This window comes from Evansella sp. AB-P1, assembly GCF_029688925.1.
Lineage (GTDB): Bacteria > Bacillota > Bacilli > Bacillales > Salisediminibacteriaceae > Evansella.
Map to the genome: position 1 here is coordinate 354,840 of NZ_JARUKY010000001.1, position 25,203 is coordinate 380,042.

The window sequence follows — 25,203 nt, forward strand, 5'->3', positions numbered from 1 at the left end:
AACTCCTCTAAATAGTTTTTCTCAAATAAGAAACATTTTTGCGGTAATTGTGCCAAATAAAATGTGTTGCCATGGCAATGACCGTCATTAGAAATCCAGATATGATAGATAAAATGGAATGGTCTACACTGTGTAGTGGTATTGAAAACGTGATAAAAAGGGCTAGTAATAGTAAATACATTTGTTTTCCTAATGTGAAAAAATCCACTTCAGTATTAAGCCACTTACCGTAGCAGCCACAATGGATTTTTCTTTTGGAATGTATAGCTTGTGTTACGCCGTAAGCAAAAATAATAATAAGACCAAATATTAAACCAATACCGAATTTCCATGTTTGTTGAAAAAAGAAAGTAATGGATGCAATTATTTCTAAAAAAGGAATAAGGGACCCTACTAAAATAGATAGTTTTTTTGGAAGTACCTTAAATTCAATTACGAATTGCAAAAAAGCTTTTAGAGAAAGTACTTTCATAAAGCCGGATATGAAGAAAAAGGTTGCTACATGGGCAATTATGATACTGTTTAAATTTGTTAACATTATCCAACACTCTTTCAGGTTGTTTTTATACATTATGAGTAAATAATGGAAACGGTGAATGTATGAGCTTAGGCAAATTATTAGTCTTATTTAAGTGTAAAAGAGTAAACCCCCAATAAAGGAATAACTTTATATTGTAAGGTATTTTCAAAGAAAAGCAAATAAAAGTGGTATAATAAAACTAGTTTTGTATAGTTATTGGAGGACAAGAAAATGTACACAAAGACAACCTTAATGAATCATTTAAAAGAGTTAGGAATTGATTCAACTGGAACAGTGTTAGTTCATTCCTCAATGAAAAGCATTGGTGAAGTAGATGGAGGAGGAGAAACAGTCATTGATGCCTTCATTGATTATATGAAGGAAGGGCTAATCGTATTTCCTACCCATACTTGGTCATATATAAATGGAGATAACCCAAAATATTACGTAGATGAATCACCTTCCTGTATTGGGATTTTACCGGATTTGTTTAGGAAACGAGAAGGAGCTATCCGGTCATTACATCCTACACACTCTGTAGCGGCAATAGGGAAAGATGCATTATCATTTATTTCTGGAGATGAAAAGTTTGATACTCCATGTGCTAGAGGATCGGCTTGGGGGAAGTTATTAGATCGTAAAGCTCAGATAGTATTAGTAGGTGTGAGTTTAATAAGAAATACTTTTATTCATGGAATAGAAGAATGGGTAGATATACAAGGAAGATTAACAGATACACATGAACAACTTTATACTGTTTTACCAGACGGTACAGAAATCTCTGTTCCATCACGAAGACACTGTGGACTTTCCTGGTCACTGCATTTCTGGAAGGTAGAAGAGATGCTACTAAAACACGGAGCCATGCACATAGGTCATTTCGGTGATGCAGAGGTACGAGTTTGTGATACAGTTAAAACAACGGAAATTTTAACAAAAATGTTAGAAGTGAATCCGGATTTATTCTCAGACAACGAACCTTTAGATAATGAATTATACAAGCATTTAAACTTCTAATTATTTTTCTTTTCGGTAGTTGGTTTTAGTCGGATGTAGCGAATGATTAACATGATCTATTTGTTAACACTGTTAAGTTCGATATCAGCTATTTTCAGGGTAGACCGCCCGTGCAAGTGAACATATGCACCATGGGGGATGAAAAAATATTTAATCTAATTGGAATGAGTGGAATCCCACGAGACTCCAGTGGGAGAAGCAACAGTTGAAGACCCGACACTTCGGCACAGAAGTGCGAAGTGTAGTGTTGCGAATGAATAGAGTATCTATATTAGAATGATCTATTTTCAGTAGACCAGTAATAAGAAGTTTTAGCTGTATTTGATAGAAGAAAGGGGCTAAGGGATGGCCAAACAATTTTCATTTAGTATAGTTGGAGGAGCAGGTTTTCGGGCTCAGTTTTATTTGAGAATAGCAAAAGCCTTACCAGAACGTTTTCATATTAGTGGAATGGTTGTGCGAAACGAAAAAAAAGGGCTTGAAATTGAACAAAAATGGAATGTAATCACGTATCGAAGTGTAGAAAAGCTTTTACAACATGAAAATCCAGACTTTGTTGTCGTTTCTGTTAGCAAAACTGCAGCAACGGAAGTTTTGATTCAACTAGGCGAGATTGGTATTCCTACTTTAGCAGAGACGCCACCTGCCCCTTCATTAGAAGAACTTCTTTTTCTTCATGAGAAATTATCAAAAACAAAGGCGAGAATACAGAGTGCAGAACAATATCACTTTCAACCACTTCATGCAGCAAGATTAGAGATTATTCGATCAGGAAAATTGGGGAGAGTTAATCAAGCTACAATTTCCATATCTCATTTTTACCATGGGATCAGTTTAATGAGAAAAATGTTGGGGATAGGCTTTGAAGAAGCGACGATTAAGGCAATGAGGTTTGAATCTCCTATTTTATCTGGACCAAATCGCAATGGTCCACCTCAAGAAGAGAAAATGGAAATGTCACAACGGGATATGGCATGGGTCCAATTTGATGGAAAGCTTGGTGTATATGATTTTACAAAAAACCAACATCGTTCATGGATTAGGTCAAACCATCTTTCGGTACGGGGAGAACGAGGGGAGATTTTTGATCGGCATGTAAATACAATGATTGATTATAAAACCCCTTTACATCTTGACTTGAAGCGGGTTAACAAAGGGGAAGAGGAAAACCTGGAAGGAAATTATTTAGAAGGTATCCTTGCAGGAGAAACGTGGGTTTATCGAAATCCTTTTGCACCTGCTCGGTTGTATGACGATGAAATTGCAATAGCGACGGCCTTGGAAAAAATGGGGGAATATGCTCGAGGAGGAGCATATTTCTATAGCATAGCTGAAGCATCACAAGATCATTATTTAGGATTAATGATAGAAAAAGCAATAAAAACAGGAGAAGCAGTAAAGGCAGTGCGTCAGCATTGGTGGGAAGGTAGATAAACATTATTGAAGGAGTGGGAAAATGACAACGGTTTCATTTGAATTGTTAAAAAGAGAGATTAATAGAGTATTGTGTAAAAATGGTATGGATGAAGGACGTGCTGAGGAATGTGCGCAAATTTTTGCGGAATCAAGCCTTGATGGAGTTTATTCACACGGTTTAAATCGGGTACCTGGCTTTGTTGACTACATACAAAAGGGCTTAATCAATGTAAATGGAGAGCCCACATTGATCGATCGGACAGGTCCAATTGAAAGGTATGACGGTAACCTTGGTCCCGGAAATCTAAATGCGAAACGGTGTATGGATCGTGCCATTGAAATAGGGAAAGAGCACGGTATTGGTATTGTAACATTAAAAAATACAAACCATTGGATGAGAGGTGGTGCTTATGGATGGCAGGCAGCAGATGCTGGTTGCATTGGAATTTGCTGGACTAACTCTGAATCATGTATGCCTCCTTGGGGATCTAAAGAAGGGAAATTAGGGAATAATCCATTAGTAATGGCAGTTCCTAGTAAAAATGGTCATGTTGTTTTAGATATGGCAATGTCTCAGTTTTCCAATGGTAAAATAGAAGTAACAAGGTTAAGTAATGAAACGTTACCTGTGGAAGGTGGTTACAATAAGGCTGGTGAACTAAGTCGTATTCCAGAAGAAATTCAAGAAACGAAGCGAATTTTACCAGCGGGCCTTTGGAAGGGGTCAGGTTTATCCATGCTTTTAGATTTACTAGCTGCCTCTTTATCTGGTGGGCTATCTACAGTAACGGTTGATGAAAAAAAGAAAGATTCTACTACTTCTGGTCACAACATTTCACAAGTCTTTATAGCAATGGACCCAGCTAAGTTTTCTGGAGCAGATTATACAGAGCAAGTTGTTAACGAGACGATTCAATACATACATGAAGCAGAGCTTGCAGAAGGAAGCAATGGTGTTTATTATCCAGGGGAAAGAACAATACTTACGAGAAAGAAGCATCTAGAGGAAGGTATACCAGTAGAGGAATCTATCTGGGAAAAAGTATTAAAAATGTGAAAATAATTAAAAAAGAGGATATCTTTTTTTTAAAAGGTAACAATTTATAAAATTTTCACTTTGAAAGTTGTCTAGGAGACAGGACGTCGATGATTTAACCTTTGCCCACAGGACGTGGGCGTTCTTAGGTTAAATTGATGCGCCATCACCTCGTGTCAAATAACCTGTCCGTATAAAAAGTAAAAAGCACTTTTTAACGGCCAGAACATTTGCATATCGGTGGGAGACAGGATGTCGATATTACGCCGTTGCCTACAGGACGTAGGCTGTACTTAGGCGGAATTGGGGCGCCTTGCGCTTTTCTTGTATTTCAAAGAGTATCAAACCGCTATCCTCATTCTTTTAAAAAAGACATCATCATTACATTTATTCAAAGTATTGTGGCAGTACTAGTCCTTATACCTTTATTAATCTATCTTCTCTAATTCAAATGAAAAATTACTCATTCAACAAAAGAAGCGTTAGAGAGAGAAGTTCTCACTCTTGATTAACAACAGAAGGCAGCGCAAAAGTAAATCTTATTTTACTTGGATAAAGGGACATAGAGAGGGGAAGTAAAAGTGATACATCAAATGGGGTTGTATGATAAATATTTTGGTGCAATTATAGATCGTAAAAAGACTGTCGAGTGTCGTCTAAACGATGAAAAAAGAAGAAAAATTAGAGTTGGCGACACCATTGAATTTATAATGGTTCCTGAAAAAGATGACACGCTGCTTGTAAAGGTAATAGAACTTAGAACGTATGAATCTTTCAAAGATATGTATAGAGATATTCCTTTTAAGGACTTCGGTTGTGAAGGATTGACTATGGAAGAAATGGTTGACGGAACATATGAAATATACACACCAGAGCAAGAAAAGACCTGGGGAACATTAGCTATTACAATAAAATATTAAGTTTGACGGAATGAGTAGAGATTGCTTTATTGAAGTTATGGGAGAATTATTGAATACGGGTCAAAATATACTGCATTAAAATTTAACACTGAACATGTTAGGAGGAATTATTTTGACAGTAAAAAAAACGTAAGGATTTGTGAAAAAGGACATGAGTATCAGAAAAGTAGTGTTTGTCCAAGTTGCCCTATTTGTGATAAAGAGAGTAAGCTTAATAGTAGTTTCCTTTCTAAACTTAGTTCACCTGCAAGGAATGCATTGATTCACGAAGGAATTGACACTTTACAAAAACTCTCGATGTATACTGAAATAGAAATATTAAAGATTCATGGTATTGGACCAGCATCTTTACCTACTATGAGAACTTTATTAAAAGAAAAAGGCTTATCATTTAATGAATAAATAAAATTGTAGTTAAAAGTACAAAAATTATATTTTTAACAGGGATAATGATATACGTGGAAAGATTAGAAATGAAATGTATTAAATATAGGTTATTAATAAGATGAAGAAAATTACTTTAACCCTAGAAAGCGTCAACTCTTTTTGGAGGAGGCGATTTTTTATCTTTCATAGTATTGTTTATCTCCTATAGAACAGAACTACATACTGTTGTACGGACATCCTTTTTCCCCTACCTCTCTACTAAAAATTGGTTCATCTATCTAGCAACAGCTATCACGGTTTTAGTAAAAATTTGGCGAATATATTAATTAGTTTGTCCACTCCTTTTTCTAGCTGTTGCATAGATTAGTAACAAACTACAAGGGAGGTGTAAAAGGTTATGACTGATAAAAAAGGGAAAAGGCAGGAAAGTAGCCGAAAAAATGAACCATCACCGCCATTTTATAACTACAATCCAATGAAACAAAAAAATGCTATTGCACCAAAATCAGGTAGTCGTCCAGTAAAACCTCATATTACGAATGAAAAAGCAACTGCAAAAGTACCAGTAGTATTAGCAGAATCAGTAGTTCAGTTAGATTTAAACCCAAAAATTGAATTTCCAGAACCAGTATTAGAAATTAAAGAGATAAAAAAGAATTTAAAAATCACACAATGCCGTCTTCTATTACCAACAAATAAACTCTTTATTAGTGGTTTTGTTAGAAAAAATATTCAATATGCGACACCGAAGTATGGAACGAAGGATGCAGTCGTTTCTAACATTCGTTCTTTAACTATTGATGTTCCGTTTAAAACGGTTACCGAAGTAGATCTAATTAATAAGCCTGAATTTAAACTATTACCAGACACTCAAGAATTCTCATACTCTTCCAAAACTAAGCTACCAGATGGACTTGGCGCTAAGGCAGAAAAGCTTCATTCTACAGATTTCACACAATACAACCAAATTAGCGGTGAAGAATTTAATGAAGTTCCTTACTGTGAAATCGTTTCTAGTCATTTTATTGAATTAGATGAAGTATTAGATAGAAAAATGGGAAGAGTTCACAACAGAAAAGGCGAAACATTAGACGCACCATTTGAAGAAGGTACTTTCACTAAAATCGAAGAAAAAATGGTTGTAGAAGTAAAAATTAAAGTTCTCCAAGACCAACAGGTAGAGATTGATTCTAGAAAAAAATGTTAAATAAATAGCCACATGCAAGAGAAGAGTAGGGAATATAAATTATTTCCTTTGTTTAAAAGAGGTTATCCTATATAGGTCATTATATAATGACTAGATTTAGGAGCCTCTTTTTTGGTGTTTTTTAAGAACCCCTGAATATGCCATATAAAAGTTCAATGAAGTTTAGATAAAGTGCTTATTTTCATCCTCCATGGTGGAAGTTTACTTGCATGAGAGGTCTACCCTGAAAATAAGTATGGGTTCAGGAGTGAATGCAGTGACTCCTGCGACGCTTTACGAATTATATAAATGATAAATTTTTCATAGGTAATTAGTTATAAATATAAAAAAAACACAAAAAATTGTTAAAGGAAAATACTTCCTCGTTTAGTATAATATATTAGAGCTGTAAATTTTCATAATTTTTCAAAAGAAGAAAAATGGTTTCTTATTCATAAGTTAGAGCATTTTCTAATGAAAAGTAGTGAAAGAGAAAATAGGGGTATGTAAGGGGATAGGGTGTATGAGCAAAGAATTACTTTTAGATCAAGATTCACTATTTATGCAGGCATTTGAATATGCTCCAATTGGTATGGCCATTGTAACTTTAGAAGGAGAATTATGGAAGGTGAACAAATCAGCATTATCAATTGGAGGATATGTAGAGGAAGAGATACTTAAAGCGGACTTAGCTTCTTTTTGCTTTCCGGAGGATAAAGTTGTAAACGAACAATGCATCCATGATTTAATTATAGGTAAAGAGAAAACCTTTCAAAGGGAAATGCGCATAATACATAAAAATAAGAGTGCAGTTTGGATCGCATTAACGGCATCAGTAGTTCGAGATGGACAAGGTAATCCAGCTTTCTTTATCTTTCAATTTGAAGATAAAACGGAACAGATAGAAACGAAAGACAAGTTACGTGATATGGGGAAACATTTTCAACTTATTACGGATAATTCAATTGATATAATATCAAGGCATCACCTTAATGGAGCATATAGTTACATTTCTTCTTCAGTAAAACAATTACTTGGTTATAAGCCAGAAGCGTTAATTGGATTATCCCCTTATGACCTTTGTCACCCGGATGACATAGAAGTAATGAAGATAGGCTATCAGCTAGCAATAAGTACTGATTATTTAAAAAAGTTGACTGTGAGGATGAAATGTAAAAATGGAGAATATCGTTGGTTTGAAACAACAGGTAAAGTAATTAAGGACGAGTATGGAAATGGCACAGAAATATTAGCCTTTACTAGAGATATTACTAGTAGAAAGCAAGTGGAACTATTTTTAAAAGAAAGTGAAGAAAGCTTTCGATCACTATTCGACTATCATCCAGATATGATCTATTCTATGGACTTATATGGTAATTACACATCCGTAAATCCTTCATTTGAATCTATATTAGGTTATAATCAATCTGAGATTATCCATAAAAATATTAGCTTTCGCCACATTACTGCCCAAGAGTCCATAGCCGAGGCTGAATACCATTTTAGTCAAGTTGTGAAAGGAAAGGTACAACGGTATGAATCTTTAAGTTTTAATAAAAATGGAAAAAAGCTATATTTTGATGTAACCAATATCCCAATAATAGTGGACAATACCATCGTTGGTTTGTATGGTATTGCAAGGAATATAACTGAAAAAAAACAAGCGGAAATGAAGTTTCAGTATACGAAAAATCAGCTGGAATCCTTTTATGAAAACAATGTAGATTCTATTGTTATTTATAATTGCAGTGGAAATCTTATAAAAGTAAATGAAGCATTTGAAAGAACCTTTGGGTGGAAAGAAGCAGAAGTGATAGGAATAAAATACTATGATATTCCCATTATTCCAGAAGGGAGAAAAGAAATTGTTAAGAGAAACACAAAGCTAGTAAAAAAAGGAGAAAAGATAAAGCGAATAGAGACTACTAGGTTGAAAAAAGATGGTACAGTTTTACATGTAGATATATCTGGCTTTCCAATTCATAATGATGAAGGTAATCTCATTTCATGGGCTGTCATAATAAGAGATATTACAGATTCAAAAATTGCAGAAGAAGCTATTAGAAATTCGGAAAAACTGTCTGTAGCAGGGCAATTAGCTGCAGGTATTGCTCATGAAATTAGAAATCCAATGACTGCAATAAAAGGATTTATTCAATTAATGAGAGGTGGCAATAAGGCTAAACCTGATTATTTAGATATTATTACCTCAGAAATTGATCGCATTGAATTGATTATTAGCGAATTACTCATTCTTGCAAAGCCCCAAGAGGTGGTATACAAACAAGCGAATATTGTTTCAATCCTTTCAGAAATTAAGGTTTTATTAGAGACACAAGCCATTTTGAATAATGTAGAAATAATTGATCAATTTGAAGGAAGTAATATTTATGTTTATTGTGAGATGAATCAAATTAAGCAGGTTTGTATCAACTTTATAAAAAACAGTATCGAAGCGATGCCACAAGGTGGAAAGTTGTTTCTCCATATGAAAAAAGTGGAGAGAAATAAGGTTCGCATACAGTTTATTGATCAAGGCTGTGGTATTCCAAAAAATATATTACATAAATTAGGGGAACCTTTCTACACAACGAAGGAGAAAGGTACTGGCCTCGGTTTCATGGTAAGTAAGAAAATCATTGAAGACCATGGTGGAACACTACAGGTAGAGAGTAAGGAAAATGTTGGGACGAAAATTGAAGTGTATTTACCCTTAAGTGGCGCCTCCGAAAATGAGAATTAGGTGAAACCTTTTATGACCGATAGCGTCAACATATAAAAGGGGGCTATTAAGATGAAAAGCCATATACTAAAACGATGTACAAGTGTTATAAAAATTAATGGGATCTGGAAATGGAAAGCACTAATAATTATTACGTTTATAATTCTAATTGCAGCTTGTAGTACCAGTGAAGAAGGAGAAAAACTTCCTAAGGAAATGCCAGAGGATTTTGACTTTGTTCTAAAATATGGTTACGAAGCTAGAAATATAATAAACACCTATGAAAATACGTATACAAAAAATATGATTATGGATGAAGATATAACGATAGGGATGAGTTTATCAAATGAGGAAAGGGAATGGATTTACGAGAAAATGGTCAATGCTGATATTTTGAATTCGGCGGAGAATGCCAGTGAAATACAATGTGCGGATCCTCATGAGAAAAATGAACTTACTTTAACATTAGATGGTGAAGCATATGAACGAGAATGGATTACATCCTATTGTCAAAGTAGACCTGATAACAAATTAAAAAAATTGACGGAAGCTATTCACCGTGAAATGATTATGATGAAAGAAGAGTACAAGGAATTACCTGAACCAACAGGGGCATATGAATAGTGAAAATATAGAACACATGACTCACTCATTAGACTATGTGTGGGTTAATATAAGGTAATAAATTTAAAAGGATGTTACGATGATAAAAAGAAAACCAATATATGTGGAAACAATGATTAAAGGCTCCATCGAGGATGTATGGTCGTATACGCAAACACCTAGCATCCACGAAAGATGGGACTTACGTTTCTCTAGTATTTCATACTTACCCAAGGATGGGGACGTTCAGCCCTTCTTGTATCAAACAAATATCGGTTTTGGTATTTCAGTAGCTGGAGAAGGGAGAAGTAAAGGGTCCAAGGAGCTTAAAGACGGATCAAAAGTTTCATCCTTACAGTTTGGATCAGATACAAAAATATCTTTAATTAAAGAAGGAAGTGGCTTTTGGAAATACGAACCACAATCGGATCACGTTCGTTTCTATACATCATATGATTATGAAACACGCTTTGGGGTTGTAGGTTCTCTAATTGATAAATACTTATTCCGCCCTTTAATTGGTTGGGCAACAGCTTGGAGCTTTGATGCTTTAAAACGATGGATTGAAGATGGTATTCCACCAGAGCAATCCATTCGTCGTCTTTTGTCAAATGTTCTTATTTGCTTAGCCCTTTGTTTTATATGGATTTATCAAGGGCTAGTTCCTAAAATATTATTTCCTGAAACAGGTGAACTGCAATTACTACAACAGGCAGGCTTTTTTTCAGGCTTTGAAAGGGAAATGGTGTTTGGCATAGGGTTGCTTGAAATACTAATAGGTATTTTATTCTTATTACCGATTAATAAGCAACCGATATTTATAGCTACTAGTCTAGGGGTGGCCTTATTAGGATTAGGAGCCTTTTTTACAGATTATACTGTGTTTTTTCAACCCTTTAATCCAGCAACGTTAAACATAGGAATGATCATCTTAGGGTTAATTGGCTGGTTAAATGGGAAGGATCTTCCGCAAGGACAGCATTGTGTAAGGAGAAAATTATGAAGTCAATTTATGAACGAAACTTAGGAGATAGATTTAAAGAGTTACATCCATTATTACAACGCAAGTTTTCATTGAATAGTGAACGAGAAGAAATAGCATATGGTGAAGGGACGATGTTTTCAATCAAAGGGGGAAGAGGCTGGATGAAGCCTTTTTTTCATTTAGCTTCAAAGAGAAATTTTCTATATCCTGAAAGAGGTTCAAATATTCCTTTTACTATTAAAAATGTAGCATTTAAAGATCCATATGGAAGAGAAACCGTGGCCTGGATTCGCCGTTTTCATTTTGAAGAGGTGACGAGAGGCTTTGATGCAACCATGGTTTTTAGTGAAAAAAGTGGAGGTATTATAGACTATTTAGGAAATAAGCAGAGATTAATATCTCCTCTCACCTTTCACGTAACGAATACGGGAGGATTAATTATTCAATCTGGCCGTCCATATTTCTGGATTAGTAAAGTAAAAATAGTAGCTCCAAAATGGATGGCTCCAATAGCGACTATTCGTGAAGAGGTACTAGGAATAACGGAGGAGGTAACTATACAGGTTAATGTCAGCCATCCTCTATTTGGTTGTTTAATCGATTATCAAGGGTTGTTTCGACTATCTTTTGAAGCCCTTTCCAGTAATGAAATTCCAAAGGATGTATATCCAAAAATGTACACAAAACGGGAGTAGATGAAGGTGAAAAAAAAGACATTTAATAAGGTTATTGGCATAGGGGCTAGTACATGGTTAGTTATTATACTATTTTTTCCTATTGAACTGATAGAGGCCATGCTATCTTTTTCATTTTTTGTACTTGTGCCGATCGTTTTAACATTAACCTTTGAACGATCAGCGGAAGGCTTCATCTTTACATTGTATAGAGTTTTACAATTTTTATACTATCCAAGTGCCCTTCTAGCTACTATAGGACTTTTTATTTCTCCCGGATTCATTTCTGGTCTTTTTTCATTAATCTGGCTGATTTACACGATAATTTTAGGAGGATATGGACTAGGGAGATTGCTATATAGGGGAGGTGTTCCCCATGAGGAATTAGTCATTGATGCTGCGTTTATTTTTTTAGTGTTAGGTGGAGGGTGGCTTGTATTACACCAGTTTGGAGTAGAAGGATTACCATTTTCATCTGTCATCGTATTATTAACAGCCATTCATTTTCATTATTCTTCTTTTATTGTGCTAATTTTTACAGGGATGTTAGGTCGGTTTATCGTACAAAACAATCTATCTATTAGAGGGTACTCGTTTATTATATACGGAATGATCGCTGGACCATTATTGGTTGCAGCAGGAATTACGATAGGCGGGGTTTTAGAGTTTATCTCAGTAGTTGTCTATGTTATTCTCTTGTATTGGCTAGGGGGTATAACGATTTGGATAATGCTATCATCTTCTGTTAAGAGTTGGGGGAACTATTGTATCGCTTTTTCCTCCATGTGTTTATTAGGGACAATGGCCCTTTCCTTTTTATACAGTTATGGGATTACCTTTGGTCCATTTCTATTAACCATTCCTGACATGGTACTCTTTCATGGTGTAGGTAATGCCTTCTTCTATGCATTTATTGGTGTTTTAGGTTGGCTAAAAGTGAAGCCTGACCCAAGAGATGATTATTATAGTGTGGAAATAAGTCAGCTGCGAGGTAAAGGAGCGATTGGTGAAAGTTTTATAAAACAAAGTGACTTAATAGATGACACAAAAGAAAAAGGTGGGTTAGTCGACCAGTTTCATACATATAGAAACGAGTCTTTTCATACTGAAGCTGTACATCCTACAATCCAACACTTTTATGAGAATACAACGGCATATAGGATGAAAGCAAAAACGAAATGGCATAGGGGCTTTCGTTTTTTGTCAAAGCTATATCATACAATAACTAGCTCAGTAGAACAGCTTAATTTAGAGCCTCATAGAGCTTCGCTAAAAGAGCAGGAAATGATAGGGCAGGTAATTCCCATCAAAGAAAAAATGGATGGAAGGGAAGATCCGAGAGTGTGGATTAGGAAGGATAATGAAGAAAATCATACCATTTTTGTTGCTATTTATTCTTATTATGAGCATGAGAATATTCCGTACATGAATATTGCTTTGCCACTACCTCGTTCAGTAATGACAGGTGTTTTACGTTTTAACAATGATCAGGACAATGGGCTCATTTTAACGACTAAAAGGAAGCGTGACAGGACAGGTCATGAAGGAATTTATTTGACTTTTCGAAGCATTACGGTTCGTTTACCAATTTCTGAATCGTTTCATATCAAGGAGGTAGGGCAGAGACGTTTAACGGCGAAACATAGTATGACCCTTTGGGGATTTCCATGTTTAACCATTGACTATAGCATTTGGATGGAGAAATAACAATGATAATTACACCTTCTGTATAGAGGACATAACCTTAGTTATTCTTCCTTCCAAACGCTACGAATAAATGATTGAATTCGTTGTTCGTCCTTTTGCATAAAGGCATCTAATAATTCATCCTCAGATAACCGTTTAAGCATAGCTTTTTTTTCAGCAGGATCTTTCACATGCATCAATATTTCATTTCTTACTTCTTTTATTTTTTTTAGGTATGGTTCGTATTCTTCACCGAACGTATTTGCAAGCTTATCAAAAATTTTCTTCGTCACGATTGGGCTTGCCCCTGTTGTAGAGATTGCAATTTGTAAAGGTCCCCGCTGAAGTATACTAGGAATAAAAAAATTACTTAATGATTGGTCATCTACAATATTTAAAAAGGGCACATGATCAATAGCATCATGATATATATCCATATTTATTTCTTTTTTGTCCGTAGCAGCTACAACAATAAAAGCCCCTTCAGTATCTCCTTTTTTGTAAGGTCGTTGTTCATATTCACATTGAGATATGATTTCTTCCAATTCTGGACATAAAAAGGGACTAATAACCTTTACCTTACAATGAGAAGAAAGGAGTGCTACTATTTTTCGAAAAGCAACTTTTCCACCACCAATTACTGTACATCGTTTATTGGCTAGCTTTACCATACATGGTGTAAATTCAGACATATTTATTCACCTGATCTTGCATCCATGCAGTGATAGCAGGATGTGGGAGGTATGTTGATCCATTATAAATATGAGCTATTCCTTTAAGCTTAGTAGGGATTTTCTTGGAGGTGTAATACCCTTCACTAATAAAAACAGGAATCGCTACAACCTTTTTTGTCCCATTCTTTGTAAGGGATTGGGCTACGGTTGTAATCGTAGCCGGTAAAATGGTACCGTAATTAGCTTCAGAAAAACCAAGCTTCTCTTGGAAATAGTGAACCATTTCCTCCAATGTATTGTCCCAAAGTGTTTTAAAATAAGGTCGATCACTTCCATGTGCAACGAGGAGTAAACTTTCTTTTCCTGGATTTTCCGAAAGCTCCTGTATCCGTTCCTGTAAAACTTGCAGTATATTTGGATGATTGTCCATTGCCTTACCCCAAATGATTTCGGCACGAGGATGAATCAATGCTAGCTCTGTTTCTTTTCGCGGTTCTTCAATTATCCCTAGGGCATACTGGATCTCGTCTAGGTGCGTACTTCCTGAGCAAACAAAGAATGGAATGACTAGAATTTCATCTACTTGCTGTTTTTCAAGGCGGCGAACGCCATCAGCTATACTCCGTCCTTCCACGAGCTCTAAATAGCCAATTGTTATAGGGACATCTGTTTGAACTTCTTCCACACAGCTATCAATATAATTAATCCACTTTTTATTACGAGACCCATGGGCAATGATTAATATTCCTTTATTTATGTGATTACGTGTCATACTATTCACCTTCAAGTTAGAGGATATTTAAGTTAAGTTTAACATAGGTCTACTTTTTTCTTTAAACCAAGCAATTTTTTCTCGCATGGTAACAACTTCCCCTACAACGATAATTGCTGGAGATCGAAATTGTGCTTCTTCCACTTTAGCTACAATATTCTCTAATGTCCCAACTAACGTCTCCTGTTCTTCTGTTGTTCCCCACCGTACTAGTGCAACAGGTGTTTTAGAAGAACGGCCATGGAGAATAAGCTGTTCTCGTATCATTTTAATGTTTCCTACCCCCATATAAAAAACAAGGGTATCTACAGATGTAGCTAATTTATCCCACTGTATATCCTTTCTAATTTCATCTGTACGCTTATGACCTGTCACAAAAGCGCAAGATGAACTAAAGTCACGATGGGTCAACGGAATACCAGCATAGGAGGTTGCAGCAATCCCAGAAGTAATACCTGGAACAATTTCAAATGGGACTCCGTATTCTGCACAATGCTCTGCTTCTTCCCCCACTCGACCAAATATACTTGGATCTCCCCCTTTAAGGCGAGCAACAACTTTTCCCTTTAGAGCATGCTTTACTAAAATTTCGTTGATTCCATGTTGCGGTATCGTATGGCGATCAGGCATTTTCCCACAATAAATAAGTTCGACGTTTGGTTTTGCATATTCTAATAATTCCTTATTTACAAGTCGATCATACACGATAACATCAGCGTTCTTAATGGCTTTTACCCCTTTTATCGTAATTAAATCAGGGTCTCCAGGGCCAGCACCCACAAGATAAACTTTTCCTATATTCATGATTGATTTAGCCCCTTTCACAAAAGCTTTCTTTCATATTATACGATTAAGCATTAATTATCTATTAATCTGATAAAAATAATATAGTTTATTTACTTAGTAATTATGTTATTTTTTAACAGCTGTCATATCTTAATTTCTTTTTCTTTATCTGTTTTCTTGTTACTTGTGTCTAATAGCTTTTCCGTCAAGGGTGTTAAACGAACCGCACTTATTTTAAATTCAGGCATTTTACAAAAGGGATCTAGTGTTGGACTAGTAATTCTATTGATAGATTGAGAGTCACCCCAATGAAACGGTGCAAAGATAGTGTCACGTCTAATTTTTTCTGTGTACTTGCTTCGGATTACCATCGTCCCTCTCTCCGATGTTAATTCAACTAAAACCCCATCTTCAATTCCATACTGATTTGCTGTTTCTGGATGAATTTCTAATAAAGGTTCACTTGCTCTCTTATTTAGCTCCGTACTTCTTCTCGTTTGGACTCCAGTTAAATAATGCTCCATTATTCTCCCTGTTGTTAAATAGAGGGGGAACATCTCTGAGATCCTTTCGTTGGAACCTGTTTGAGGAAGGGGATAAAATACAGCCTTTTCGTCTTCATGGGCGAACGATTGATCGAATAAACGATCTGTTCCATTATGCTCTGGATGTGGACATGGCCAGAAAATCCCTTCTTCTTTTAAGCGGCTATACGTAATACCGTAATAATCAGCCTTTCCACCTTTACTTGCAATTCTAAGTTCGTTGAAAATATCCTCTGCAGTAGAAAAGTTAAATGCAGATTTACATTCTAATAAGTCTGCTAGATCACAAAGAATTTGCCAATCATGCTTTACTTCACCAGGTAGTGGACGTTCACCCTTTCTTAGGACAACACGGCCTTCCAGATTTGTCATCGTGCCTTCATCCTCCAAATAGCTGGAAGTTGGAAGGATGATATCTGCCATGCGACTCGTTTCTGATAAGAACATATCAACAACCACTAAGAATTTAAGCTTCTTTAGGGCTTTTTCAACAAAGATTCCATTGGGGTTGGAGACAACGGGATTAGAGGCCATTACAAGCATACCTGTAATATCCCCTTGGTCCACTTTTTCCATCATCTCATAGGCAGAAACTCCTTTTCTAGGTAACTCTTTTTCATCGATACCCCATACTTCAGAAATATATTTGCGGTGCTCAGGATTTTCGATGGAACGATAGCCTGGTAATTGATCTGCCTTTTGTCCGTGCTCTCGACCCCCTTGACCATTACCTTGACCTGTAACAGCGCCGTATCCACATGCATGCTTACCTATTTTTCCTGTAGCAAGGACTAAATTAATAAATTGGCGAACATTTTCATAGCCGTTTGCATGCTGTTCAACCCCTCTTGCTGTAAAAATAAAGCCTGTTTCTGCTTGACCATATTCCACTGCTGCCTGCTCTATTTCCTCCACAGATACACCGGCTAAGCGTGCCATTTCCTTTAAGTCAATTGCTTTTATATCTTCTTTTAACAGATGAAAATCATTTGTTCTTTCTTCGATAAAGGCTTTATCAACATAGCCCTTATCCATAATGACCTTCAGCATTCCATTTGCAATATGGGCGTCCGTTCCTGGCTTAGGTTGCAAATGTAGGTCAGCAAGCTTAGATGTTGCTGTTTCTCTAGGATCAATGACGATAATAAAAGCGCCATTTTTTTTAGCTTTTCGGAAATATGGTAGGATAGTTGGCTGACAGTCAGCAATGTTTGTTCCAACTAATAGGATACACTTCGCATCTGGAATTTCAGCTAGACTGTTTGTTAAACCACGATCAATTCCAAAAGCGGCATTTCCAGCTGTTGCAGCTGCACTCATACAAAATCGACCATTATAATCAATGTGCTTCGTTTTTAATGCAACTCTAGCAAATTTTCCTAAGAGGTATGCTTCTTCATTTGTAAGAGAGCCACCACCATAAACCCCCATGGAATCTCGACCTGATTCCCGTTGAATTTCTTTTATTTGATCTGCAATGTACTCATAAGCTAATATCCATGGAATTTGTACAAACTCACCATCTATCTTAATAAGAGGATGGGTAATACGATCACCATTAATAGCGTGCTGATGGGCATTTGCCCCTTTAATACAAAGCCTCCCTTGTGAGGTAGGATCTTGTTTATTAGGCTTTGTTTTAAAACGTTTCCGCGTGATGATTCTTTCTTCTACTAATTCCATTGAACATTGAACACTGCAATACGGGCATTGTGTATTCATTACTTTTTCGGTGCTTTTTTCAAGCTGCTCTGAACGGAAATGCTTTAAAAAGTCTGTCAATTTCTCTCACACCTTTTCCGGTAGTCGATTAAAAGTTATATGATTAAGTAAACAATATTGTCTACGACCTCAACAGGATAGGTTTTTACACAGCCATCATCCGGCTTTTGTACCTCTCCTGAAGATACATCGATCTTCCAATCGTGCAATGGACAAAATACAAACTCACCACTTACGATTCCTTGAGATAAAGGACCTTGCTTATGTGGGCATCTATTTTCAATTGCTTTTATTTTTCCATTGGATAGACGAAACAAAGCAATTTCATGATCACCAACGTTAACTTCTTTACCAACTTGAAGAGGAAGATCTTCTATTTTAGCAACTTCCAATCGTTTTTTTTCCTTCGTTTGATTCACAAAAACTCATCTCCTTTTTAGTTCTGAATAACTTCTAAGGACTTATTTTTAAATAATTCGTCTTGGTGCTTTTCGCTTTCTACAATTTCTTTCCATGGATCCTTTAATGTAGAAAGTGCAATTTCCATTCTTTCTACAAGGGACTGTTTTTTGTCTTGGTCATCTATGACGACTGATTTTACATGTTCTAAACCAACTCGTTCAATCCAGTGGGAGGTTCTTTCTAAATAACGGGCATCCTCTCGGTAGTATTGGAGGTAGGCAGCTATTACTTCTAATACTTCCTCATTTGTTTTTACTTTACATAGTAGATCAGCAGCACGAAGCTCCGTTCCACCGTTACCACCTACATAAATTTCCCATGCACCTTCCACACCAACTACCCCAATGTCTTTAATCCCTGATTCGGCACAGTTTCGCGGACATGCGGACACTGCCATTTTCACTTTATGTGGAGTGTTTAATCGTTCGAATTTCTTTTCTATGGCAATCCCTAAGCCGATGGAGTCCTGTGTACCAAAACGGCAGAAGTTTTCTCCTACACATGTTTTCACTGTTCTAATTGATTTCCCGTATGCATAGCCTGATGGCATATCTAAATCTTTCCATACGTTGGGTAAGTCTTCTTTTTTAATTCCTAGAAGGTCAATTCGTTGACCACCCGTTACCTTTACGAGAGGAACATTGTATTTATCTGCAACATCTGCGATTTTTCTTAAATCCTTGGAGTTTGTAACGCCACCGTACATTCTTGGAACGACAGAATAGGTTCCATCGTTTTGAATATTTGCGTGCATTCTTTCATTTACAAATCTAGACTCTCGTTCATCCTCATAATCTGTTGGATTCACCATTCCTAAATAATAGTTGATAGCAGGGCGACATTTAGAACAGCCTTCCTCTGTTTTCCAACCTAAGACGTTCATTACTTCTCTTGTATGTGTCAATCCTTTGTTTCTTATTTCAGAAGTAACTTCAGCGTGTGATAAATCTGTACATGCACAAATGGTTTCTTTTTCATCTACTTGTTCGTATTCATCTCCTAATGTACAGGCAAGAACATCACCAACAAGTCCTTTACAAGTACCACAGGAACGAGAAGCATTTGTGCAGTCTCTAATTTCTGCTACAGTTGTTAAGTTGTTCTCTTTTATTGCAGTAACAATATCTCCTTTTGAAACACCGTTACAACCGCAAATTGTTTCATTATCAGACATCTCCGCTACTAAATTGGCAGTACCTTGGTCGGCAGTTTGTAAGATATTTACTTTCCCAATTTCAGAGATATCTGTTCCATTATTAATCATACTTAATAGTTTTGAACCTTCTGACGTATCACCGAAGAGGACAGCTCCCACGATTCGATTGTCTCGTATAACTACTTTTTTATAGATACCTTCGAAATCATCCTGTACCCGTATAGCTTTATTATTTGCTTTATCAATAAATTCACCAGCTGAGAAAACATCTACACCACTTACCTTTAACTTAGTAGAAAGAATAGATCCTTCATAGCCTGTTTCTGCCTCTATTTTGCAAATCTTTTTCGCCAATGCTTTCCCTTGTTCATATAAAGGAGCCACTAATCCGTATACCATTTCACGGTGCTCTGCACATTCTCCAACAGCATATATATGAGGGACACTTGTTTGCATAAAATCGTCCACTACTATTCCACGATTTGTTTCAATATCACTAGTTTTAGCCAGATCAACATTTGGTCTAATACCGACAGCCATAACTACAAGGTCCGCTTTTGTTGTTTTTCCACCTTTAAAAGCTACTTTTTCTACACGTTTTCTTCCAATGATAGCTTCTGTTTGGTGACTCATTAAGAAGTTCATCCCTTGATTTTCCAGCTCTTCTTTTAACATTTTTCCAGCAGTTTCGTCAAGCTGTCGTTCCATTAAGTAGTCTGTAATATGAACAACATCTACGTTCATGCCAAGATTTAATAGCCCTCTAGCAGCCTCTAATCCTAGTAAGCCACCACCAATAACAACAGCTTTTTTATAGTTTTTTGAGGAGTTAATCATCGCTTCACAGTCTTCAATATTTCTAAAGGCGATGACACCCTCTTTATCTGCACCTGGCAATGGGAGCATAAATGGATGTGATCCTGTTGCTAAAATTAACTCATCGTACTGCATCTCTCTATTTTTATCTGTATAAATAGTCTTTGAATCTTTATCCACCTTTGTTACCGTTTCTCCAGTAAAAAGGGTAATATTGTTTTTCTCATACCATTCATAGGAATTGAGGACGATATCATTTACTGATGTATCACCCTGTAACACAGACGACAATAGGATTCTATTATAATTTGGATGAGGCTCTGACCCGAATACGGTAATTTCAAATTGATCAGGGCTTAATTTTAAAATTTCTTCTAGACATCGAATTCCAGCCATTCCATTTCCAACGAGAATTAACTTTCTTTTAGCCATTATATATCCCTCCAAATTTATCGTAATACTCAAGATTAAATGAGCACGACTGTATAAATAATGTTGGTTTAGGTACGTATGCAAAATTTTACTTATTAACAGCTACTTTTTTAACCTCATATTCCAGATCTGTATTTATTGCATTTTCCTTATCTACTGAAGATTCATAGTAATCACTAGCAAAGGAATTTTCAGGTTCCTCTAACCAGAAGAAACAAATGACAAAGCTGGCGAATGCTCCCCCTGCTAAAATAAAGAAAAACTGTTGTGGTGTGACGAAAGTATAAAGTGTTAAGTAGATAGTTGAACCAACGTTTCCATATGCCCCTGCCATACCTGCAACTTGCCCTGTGATTCTTTTTTTGATCATCGGTATAATAGCGAAGGTTGCACCTTCAGAACCTTGAACAAAGATAGAGGTTAATACTGTTAAGGCTACCGCCAAGATCAATGGCCATCCAGAATCAATGAAGCCCATACCGAGCATCCCTAACGTAATACCAACCATGTAGATGAGCATGACTCGTTTACGATTACCCATACGATCTGACAGAATTCCACCAAGTGGTCTAGCTATAAGATTAATAAATGCAAATGATGCTGCGATTAATCCTGCTGTTGTCGCATTAAGTGAAAAAGTAAGTTGGAAAAACATTGGCAGCATAGAAATAATAGCTAGTTCTGCCCCAAAGTTAGCAAAGTAAGTACTGTTTAAAGCAGCAACATTCTTAAAATTATATTGGTCATCCTTTGGAACTCCTTTGCGAAGGATCGGAATATTCACCTGCAATATTTTATAAATTTGGTAGATCATTACGATACCAATTACAGTGTAGGTCATATAAAGAACGTTTGTTGAAAGGAAGCCCATACCTTCTAACCGCCATGCTAAAACAGCTAAGGCACCACCTAGTGGTATTGTCCATAAAATAAGCCAAATCATATCTTTCCAGCTACTAACTTCCATAGCCCCGGTCTTTTTGGGAACAACAAAAGATTTTCCTTCTGGAGTATCCTTCACACATAGGAAATAGATGATCCCGTAGATGATACAAATGACACCTGTAAATGCTATGGCATACCGCCAGCCATCGTCTCCACCAAACATGGTTAATGCAAACCATGGTAGTAGCATTGCCCCAGCAGCTGATCCAAAATTGCCCCAGCCACCATAAATTCCTTCTGCAAAACCAACATTTTTAGGTGGGAACCATTCTGCTACCATGCGAATCCCAATTACAAAGCTAGCACCGATACTACTTAATAATAGTCTTGAAACCATCAACTGCGTCCAAGAGTCACCGAAAGCAAACATAAAGGTAGGTATGGACATGGTGATTAGTAAACCTGAATAGACGACTCTTGGTCCAAATCGATCAATTAACATACCTATGACAATTCTTGCTGGTATGGTTAGAGCAACATTGATAATAGCTAATGCTGCTATGTGCTCTCCTGTTAACCAATTACTAGATTCAAGCATTGTTGATGCTAATGGCGCCATATTAAACCATGTAAAGAATGATATAAAGAAGGCGATCCATGTTAAGTGTAAAACTTTCATTTGTTCGTTTTTAAATTTAAAAATGTCTGTAATCTTCAACTTGAATTCCTCCTTTGTTGTAAACATAAAAATTATCTTTTTTGCTACATTGGTCAAGTTTTTAAATTAAAATATTTAAAAAGTGAAGAAAAATAGTCGTCTCTGTTTCGTAAGTTAAGGTTATTGTTACACATATTGTTTGGTAAAACATGAAGTGTGGAAGGAAACCTAACACATCTAATGGTCTGTATGATTGTATAAAAATCAAAAAAATTATTGGTATTACAATAATGTAAACGCTATAAAAAATACAGAAAAAAATTTCATTTTTCTGATAACTATTTCGAGTGCGGAAACTTTTTTTACATTCATTACGACAAATTACGACATTTGTGTTTTGGAAATGGTAAAGATTTACATTAACCTGTTCATAAAATGAAAAAACGTAGTTTAGGAAATAGACCTAAACTACGTTTTATATAAAACTACTTTTTATACGAGGATAGACCGCCCATGCAAGTGGAAAATTGCAACATGGAGGATGAAAATGATTTTAATCCAATTGGAATGAGTGGAATCCCACGAGACTCCTATATTTGCGGGTTCATAGAAGGACGCCAATGAGCCTGCAAAAGGGAAAAAGAAGTTTTGCAGGCATATAGGAAGCGGCCAATGTGACTGCAAAAGGGAAAAAGAGATTTGCAGTCACATAGAAGATCGCCAATAATACTGCAAAAAGAGAAAAGGAGCTTTGCAGGCATATAGGAGGCGTCCAATGAGCCTACAAAAGGGAAAAAGCAAATTTGCAGGTCCATAGAAGGTCGCCAATGTGCTTACCTGACCCTTATTTGTTAATCCTGATAAGTTCGATAACAGCTATTTTCAGGGTAGACCGCCGATGCAAGTGAAGGCTTGCACCATGGAGGATGAAAATCTCTTTCTAAGGTATATTCCCTTCCCGTATTTGTGATCTTCCGCCGTTTGTGGGAAGAATATCGACTTCATTCATCCCGCATTTCAATTTTTCCACTAATTGCAGGCAGATAAGCGGCTTCTATCTTATTTTTTCAGGGTAGATCGCCCATGCAAGTGAAGATTTGCACCATGCAGGATGAAAATACTCATCAGGGAGTTTATCCGTTGCAGGCGAATCAATTACGCCTAAGGGCAGCCCACGTCCTGTGGGCAATGGCGTAATGTCACCGTCCTGGTTCCGGCAATGCCTCAGCCTCCACACTATACATTTTGTATACTGCTAAAGTACATTGTCCTGTCTCTACCTCTGCAAGTGTTTCTCTGAAGCTTCATCAGTCGAGACAAATAGTAGTTGATTCGTGAGCCAAATGCTCGTCACTGGAGTCACCGCATTCTACTACTGAACCAATACGTATTTTCAGAATACCTATTCTTTTAATGCAGAGAGGTGAATTTTGGGAACGTACCCTTCAGCTGAGGCGCGGCCAAGTAAAGATTCTACTGCCGCAAAACCGTCATCTCCTAATGCTGCTGTAAACTCGTTTACATATAAATCAATATGGGACTTAGCGACAGTAGGAGACATTTCTTGTGCATGCTTCATGACATAGTCGTGGGAAGCTTCTGGGTTAGCCCATGCATATTCCACAGATTCACGAATCCATTTTTCGATTGCAGCCGTATCTAATGAACGGCGAGCAATGATTGCTCCTAAAGGAATAGGAAGACCTGTGTCCTCTTCCCACCAGCTTCCTAAATCAGCTAACAAAGTAAGGTTATATTCAGGATAAGTAAATCGAGCCTCGTGGATGACTAATCCTGCATCAATTTTTCCATCCCGTACAGCAGGCATAATTTCATGGAAAGGCATAACAACTATTTCTCCGACACCATTTGGAACATGCTGTTTAGCCCATAAACGAAATAATAAATAAGCAGTTGAACGTTCACTTGGGACTGCTACTCGCTTACCAGCTAAGGATGTAGGGTCACTATTTTCTTTTGCTAGAACTAAAGGTCCACAACCTCTTCCTAAAGCACCTCCACATGGAATAAGGGTATATTTATCTAAAACCCAAGGTAAAGCACCGTAAGAAATCTTTAAAATATCAGGACCATTGTCATTCATGGCTAGCTTATTTGTAATATCAATATCTGCATAGGTAACCTCTAGTTTAGGGGCACTAGGTATAAGGCCATGTACTGCTCCGTGAAAAACAAACGTATCATTTGGACATGGGGAGAAGTAAATCTTCATGTTATATTACCTCCTTAACAGCAGAGAAAGCTTTTTCTAAGCTTTGCAACGCATCCTTTATTTTCCAACCATTGCGATCTCGAGGACCAACATTGTTTGAAATTGCTCTAATTTCCATTACTGGTATACTGTGAATCTGTGCTGCAGTAGCTACACCGAAGCCTTCCATTGCTTCAGCTACTACATTTGGATATCTATTTGTAAGTGCAGCAGCTGTTTCCACTGTTCCTGTAACAGTGGATAGGGTCACAATTTGTCCAGATGTCACAGGTAGGTCTGAAGTACGAATAGATTCCGTTATCTTTGTAGATAAAGAAGAAGGAACAGCGATTCGAGAGGAACCAAAGCCTAGCTCTTCTATAGGAATAAATCCATCAGAGGATTCAGCACCAAGATCTGCAGCAATCATTTCATCTGCAACAGCAATACAACCTACATCTATCCGTTCTGGAAAACCACCACCGATGCCAGCGCTTATAACCAGATCATAGTTACCCTCTGCCAATGCAACAGAAGTGTTAGCTGCAGCAGCTGTAGGACCAACACCAGCTAATTTAACATCAAATCTCTTATCATCCTGAAGCCCTCTCAATACCGCCTCTTTTTCAGCATCAACCGCAACCATAACAAGAAATGCGTGGGGATGGTTCTCATGAGTTTTATTTTCTAAATCCGTTATCGTCATTGGTTACCAAATACTCCTTTATGTACAAGTTATCTATATTATAAATGAATATACACATGAAATCATGAAACGGAATTCAAATATTTAATTGGTAATTTCTTTTAACTAGCACTATTATTTAAATGAATGTTAATATCATGCCATTGTCCCACCATTTATGTTCATGAATAAAATATATTTCTGAAAATTTATACTTTTTTACGAAATTCCATTGACTTTCTTTTT

Annotated in this window: 20 protein-coding genes and 1 pseudogene; 11 read left to right on the forward strand and 10 right to left on the reverse strand. The window is 36.6% G+C overall.

Annotated features, from left to right (window positions below):
• Positions 1–7: 7 nt before the first annotated feature.
• Positions 8–538 carry a MauE/DoxX family redox-associated membrane protein gene (locus QA612_RS01650; RefSeq protein ID WP_278281989.1) on the reverse strand — a complete coding sequence of 177 codons (531 nt, stop codon included), beginning with the start codon at positions 536–538 and terminating at the stop codon, positions 8–10.
• A 213-nt stretch (positions 539–751) separates the two neighbouring features.
• Here QA612_RS01650 and QA612_RS01655 point away from each other — a divergent pair, with 213 nt between their 5' ends.
• The 11 genes and pseudogenes from QA612_RS01655 to QA612_RS01705 all read left to right on the forward strand — a co-directional run bounded on the left by QA612_RS01655 (position 752) and on the right by QA612_RS01705 (position 13,173).
• Positions 752–1,537, forward strand: a complete 786-nt coding sequence (locus QA612_RS01655; RefSeq protein ID WP_278281990.1) for an AAC(3) family N-acetyltransferase — start codon at positions 752–754, stop codon at positions 1,535–1,537.
• Between the two features lie 345 nt (positions 1,538–1,882).
• A complete protein-coding gene (locus QA612_RS01660; protein ID WP_278281991.1) occupies positions 1,883–2,971 on the forward strand; it encodes a Gfo/Idh/MocA family protein in 1,089 nt (362 codons plus the stop codon).
• Positions 2,972–2,993: 22 nt separating this feature from the next.
• A complete protein-coding gene (gene yiaK / locus QA612_RS01665) occupies positions 2,994–4,010 on the forward strand; it encodes a 3-dehydro-L-gulonate 2-dehydrogenase (RefSeq protein ID WP_278281992.1) in 1,017 nt (338 codons plus the stop codon).
• Positions 4,011–4,570: 560 nt separating this feature from the next.
• Positions 4,571–4,909, forward strand: coding sequence for an ASCH domain-containing protein (locus QA612_RS01670; RefSeq protein WP_278281993.1), 339 nt, complete (start codon positions 4,571–4,573; stop codon positions 4,907–4,909).
• Between the two features lie 129 nt (positions 4,910–5,038).
• Positions 5,039–5,311, forward strand: a pseudogene (locus QA612_RS01675) (RNA polymerase alpha subunit C-terminal domain-containing protein); the annotation flags it as partial.
• Positions 5,312–5,693: 382 nt separating this feature from the next.
• Complete coding sequence (locus QA612_RS01680) at positions 5,694–6,503, forward strand: CsxC family protein (protein WP_278281994.1); 810 nt, start codon at positions 5,694–5,696, stop codon at positions 6,501–6,503.
• A gap of 502 nt (positions 6,504–7,005) precedes the next feature.
• Entirely contained in the window at positions 7,006–9,225 is a 2,220-nt protein-coding gene (locus QA612_RS01685) for a PAS domain S-box protein (protein WP_278281995.1), read from the forward strand.
• Between the two features lie 51 nt (positions 9,226–9,276).
• The gene (locus tag QA612_RS01690; RefSeq protein WP_278281996.1) at positions 9,277–9,828 is read left to right on the forward strand and encodes a hypothetical protein; all 552 of its coding nucleotides are present in this window, start codon (positions 9,277–9,279) and stop codon (positions 9,826–9,828) included.
• 79 nt (positions 9,829–9,907) lie between these two features.
• Complete coding sequence (locus tag QA612_RS01695) at positions 9,908–10,810, forward strand: DoxX-like family protein (RefSeq protein WP_278281997.1); 903 nt, start codon at positions 9,908–9,910, stop codon at positions 10,808–10,810.
• Positions 10,807–11,487, forward strand: coding sequence for a DUF4166 domain-containing protein (locus QA612_RS01700; protein ID WP_278281998.1), 681 nt, complete (start codon positions 10,807–10,809; stop codon positions 11,485–11,487). Before QA612_RS01695 ends, QA612_RS01700 begins: the two co-directional genes overlap by 4 nt.
• Before the next feature lie 6 nt (positions 11,488–11,493).
• Positions 11,494–13,173, forward strand: a complete 1,680-nt coding sequence (locus QA612_RS01705) for a YndJ family protein (RefSeq protein ID WP_278281999.1) — start codon at positions 11,494–11,496, stop codon at positions 13,171–13,173.
• Positions 13,174–13,214: 41 nt separating this feature from the next.
• Here the strand turns inward: QA612_RS01705 and QA612_RS01710 are convergent, their stop codons facing one another.
• The 9 genes from QA612_RS01710 to QA612_RS01750 form a co-directional block, all read right to left on the reverse strand.
• Complete coding sequence (locus tag QA612_RS01710; protein WP_278282000.1) at positions 13,215–13,844, reverse strand: precorrin-2 dehydrogenase/sirohydrochlorin ferrochelatase family protein; 630 nt, start codon at positions 13,842–13,844, stop codon at positions 13,215–13,217.
• On the reverse strand, positions 13,837–14,598 hold the full coding sequence (locus QA612_RS01715) for a sirohydrochlorin chelatase (protein WP_278282001.1): 762 nt from the start codon (positions 14,596–14,598) through the stop codon (positions 13,837–13,839). Before QA612_RS01715 ends, QA612_RS01710 begins: the two co-directional genes overlap by 8 nt.
• Before the next feature lie 27 nt (positions 14,599–14,625).
• Entirely contained in the window at positions 14,626–15,402 is a 777-nt protein-coding gene (gene cobA / locus QA612_RS01720) for a uroporphyrinogen-III C-methyltransferase (RefSeq protein ID WP_278282002.1), read from the reverse strand.
• A gap of 125 nt (positions 15,403–15,527) precedes the next feature.
• On the reverse strand, positions 15,528–17,711 hold the full coding sequence (gene nasC / locus QA612_RS01725) for an assimilatory nitrate reductase catalytic subunit NasC (RefSeq protein ID WP_481804403.1): 2,184 nt from the start codon (positions 17,709–17,711) through the stop codon (positions 15,528–15,530).
• Between the two features lie 35 nt (positions 17,712–17,746).
• Entirely contained in the window at positions 17,747–18,070 is a 324-nt protein-coding gene (gene nirD, locus QA612_RS01730) for a nitrite reductase small subunit NirD (RefSeq protein WP_278282003.1), read from the reverse strand.
• Positions 18,071–18,087: 17 nt separating this feature from the next.
• Positions 18,088–20,517 (reverse strand): nitrite reductase large subunit NirB, encoded by a 2,430-nt coding sequence (nirB, locus tag QA612_RS01735; protein WP_278282004.1) that lies wholly within the window; start codon positions 20,515–20,517, stop codon positions 18,088–18,090.
• An 88-nt stretch (positions 20,518–20,605) separates the two neighbouring features.
• The gene (locus QA612_RS01740) at positions 20,606–22,120 is read right to left on the reverse strand and encodes a NarK family nitrate/nitrite MFS transporter (protein ID WP_278282005.1); all 1,515 of its coding nucleotides are present in this window, start codon (positions 22,118–22,120) and stop codon (positions 20,606–20,608) included.
• Positions 22,121–23,462: 1,342 nt separating this feature from the next.
• Positions 23,463–24,293, reverse strand: coding sequence for a 1,4-dihydroxy-6-naphtoate synthase (locus QA612_RS01745; RefSeq protein ID WP_278282006.1), 831 nt, complete (start codon positions 24,291–24,293; stop codon positions 23,463–23,465).
• Between the two features lies 1 nt (position 24,294).
• Positions 24,295–24,978 carry a futalosine hydrolase gene (locus QA612_RS01750; protein WP_278282007.1) on the reverse strand — a complete coding sequence of 228 codons (684 nt, stop codon included), beginning with the start codon at positions 24,976–24,978 and terminating at the stop codon, positions 24,295–24,297.
• Positions 24,979–25,203 lie beyond the last annotated feature (225 nt).

Coding starts and splice junctions, on each gene's coding strand:
- QA612_RS01695 (WP_278281997.1), top strand. CDS start 9,908: ATGATAAAAAGAAAACCAATATATGTGGAAACAATGATTAAAGGCTCC.
- QA612_RS01745 (WP_278282006.1), bottom strand. CDS start 24,293: ATGAAGATTTACTTCTCCCCATGTCCAAATGATACGTTTGTTTTTCAC.
- QA612_RS01700 (WP_278281998.1), top strand. CDS start 10,807: ATGAAGTCAATTTATGAACGAAACTTAGGAGATAGATTTAAAGAGTTA.
- QA612_RS01710 (WP_278282000.1), bottom strand. CDS start 13,844: ATGTCTGAATTTACACCATGTATGGTAAAGCTAGCCAATAAACGATGT.
- QA612_RS01660 (WP_278281991.1), top strand. CDS start 1,883: ATGGCCAAACAATTTTCATTTAGTATAGTTGGAGGAGCAGGTTTTCGG.
- cobA (WP_278282002.1), bottom strand. CDS start 15,402: ATGAATATAGGAAAAGTTTATCTTGTGGGTGCTGGCCCTGGAGACCCT.
- QA612_RS01750 (WP_278282007.1), bottom strand. CDS start 24,978: ATGACGATAACGGATTTAGAAAATAAAACTCATGAGAACCATCCCCAC.
- QA612_RS01680 (WP_278281994.1), top strand. CDS start 5,694: ATGACTGATAAAAAAGGGAAAAGGCAGGAAAGTAGCCGAAAAAATGAA.
- nirB (WP_278282004.1), bottom strand. CDS start 20,517: ATGGCTAAAAGAAAGTTAATTCTCGTTGGAAATGGAATGGCTGGAATT.
- QA612_RS01685 (WP_278281995.1), top strand. CDS start 7,006: ATGAGCAAAGAATTACTTTTAGATCAAGATTCACTATTTATGCAGGCA.
- QA612_RS01690 (WP_278281996.1), top strand. CDS start 9,277: ATGAAAAGCCATATACTAAAACGATGTACAAGTGTTATAAAAATTAAT.
- QA612_RS01715 (WP_278282001.1), bottom strand. CDS start 14,598: ATGACACGTAATCACATAAATAAAGGAATATTAATCATTGCCCATGGG.
- QA612_RS01655 (WP_278281990.1), top strand. CDS start 752: ATGTACACAAAGACAACCTTAATGAATCATTTAAAAGAGTTAGGAATT.
- yiaK (WP_278281992.1), top strand. CDS start 2,994: ATGACAACGGTTTCATTTGAATTGTTAAAAAGAGAGATTAATAGAGTA.
- QA612_RS01650 (WP_278281989.1), bottom strand. CDS start 538: ATGTTAACAAATTTAAACAGTATCATAATTGCCCATGTAGCAACCTTT.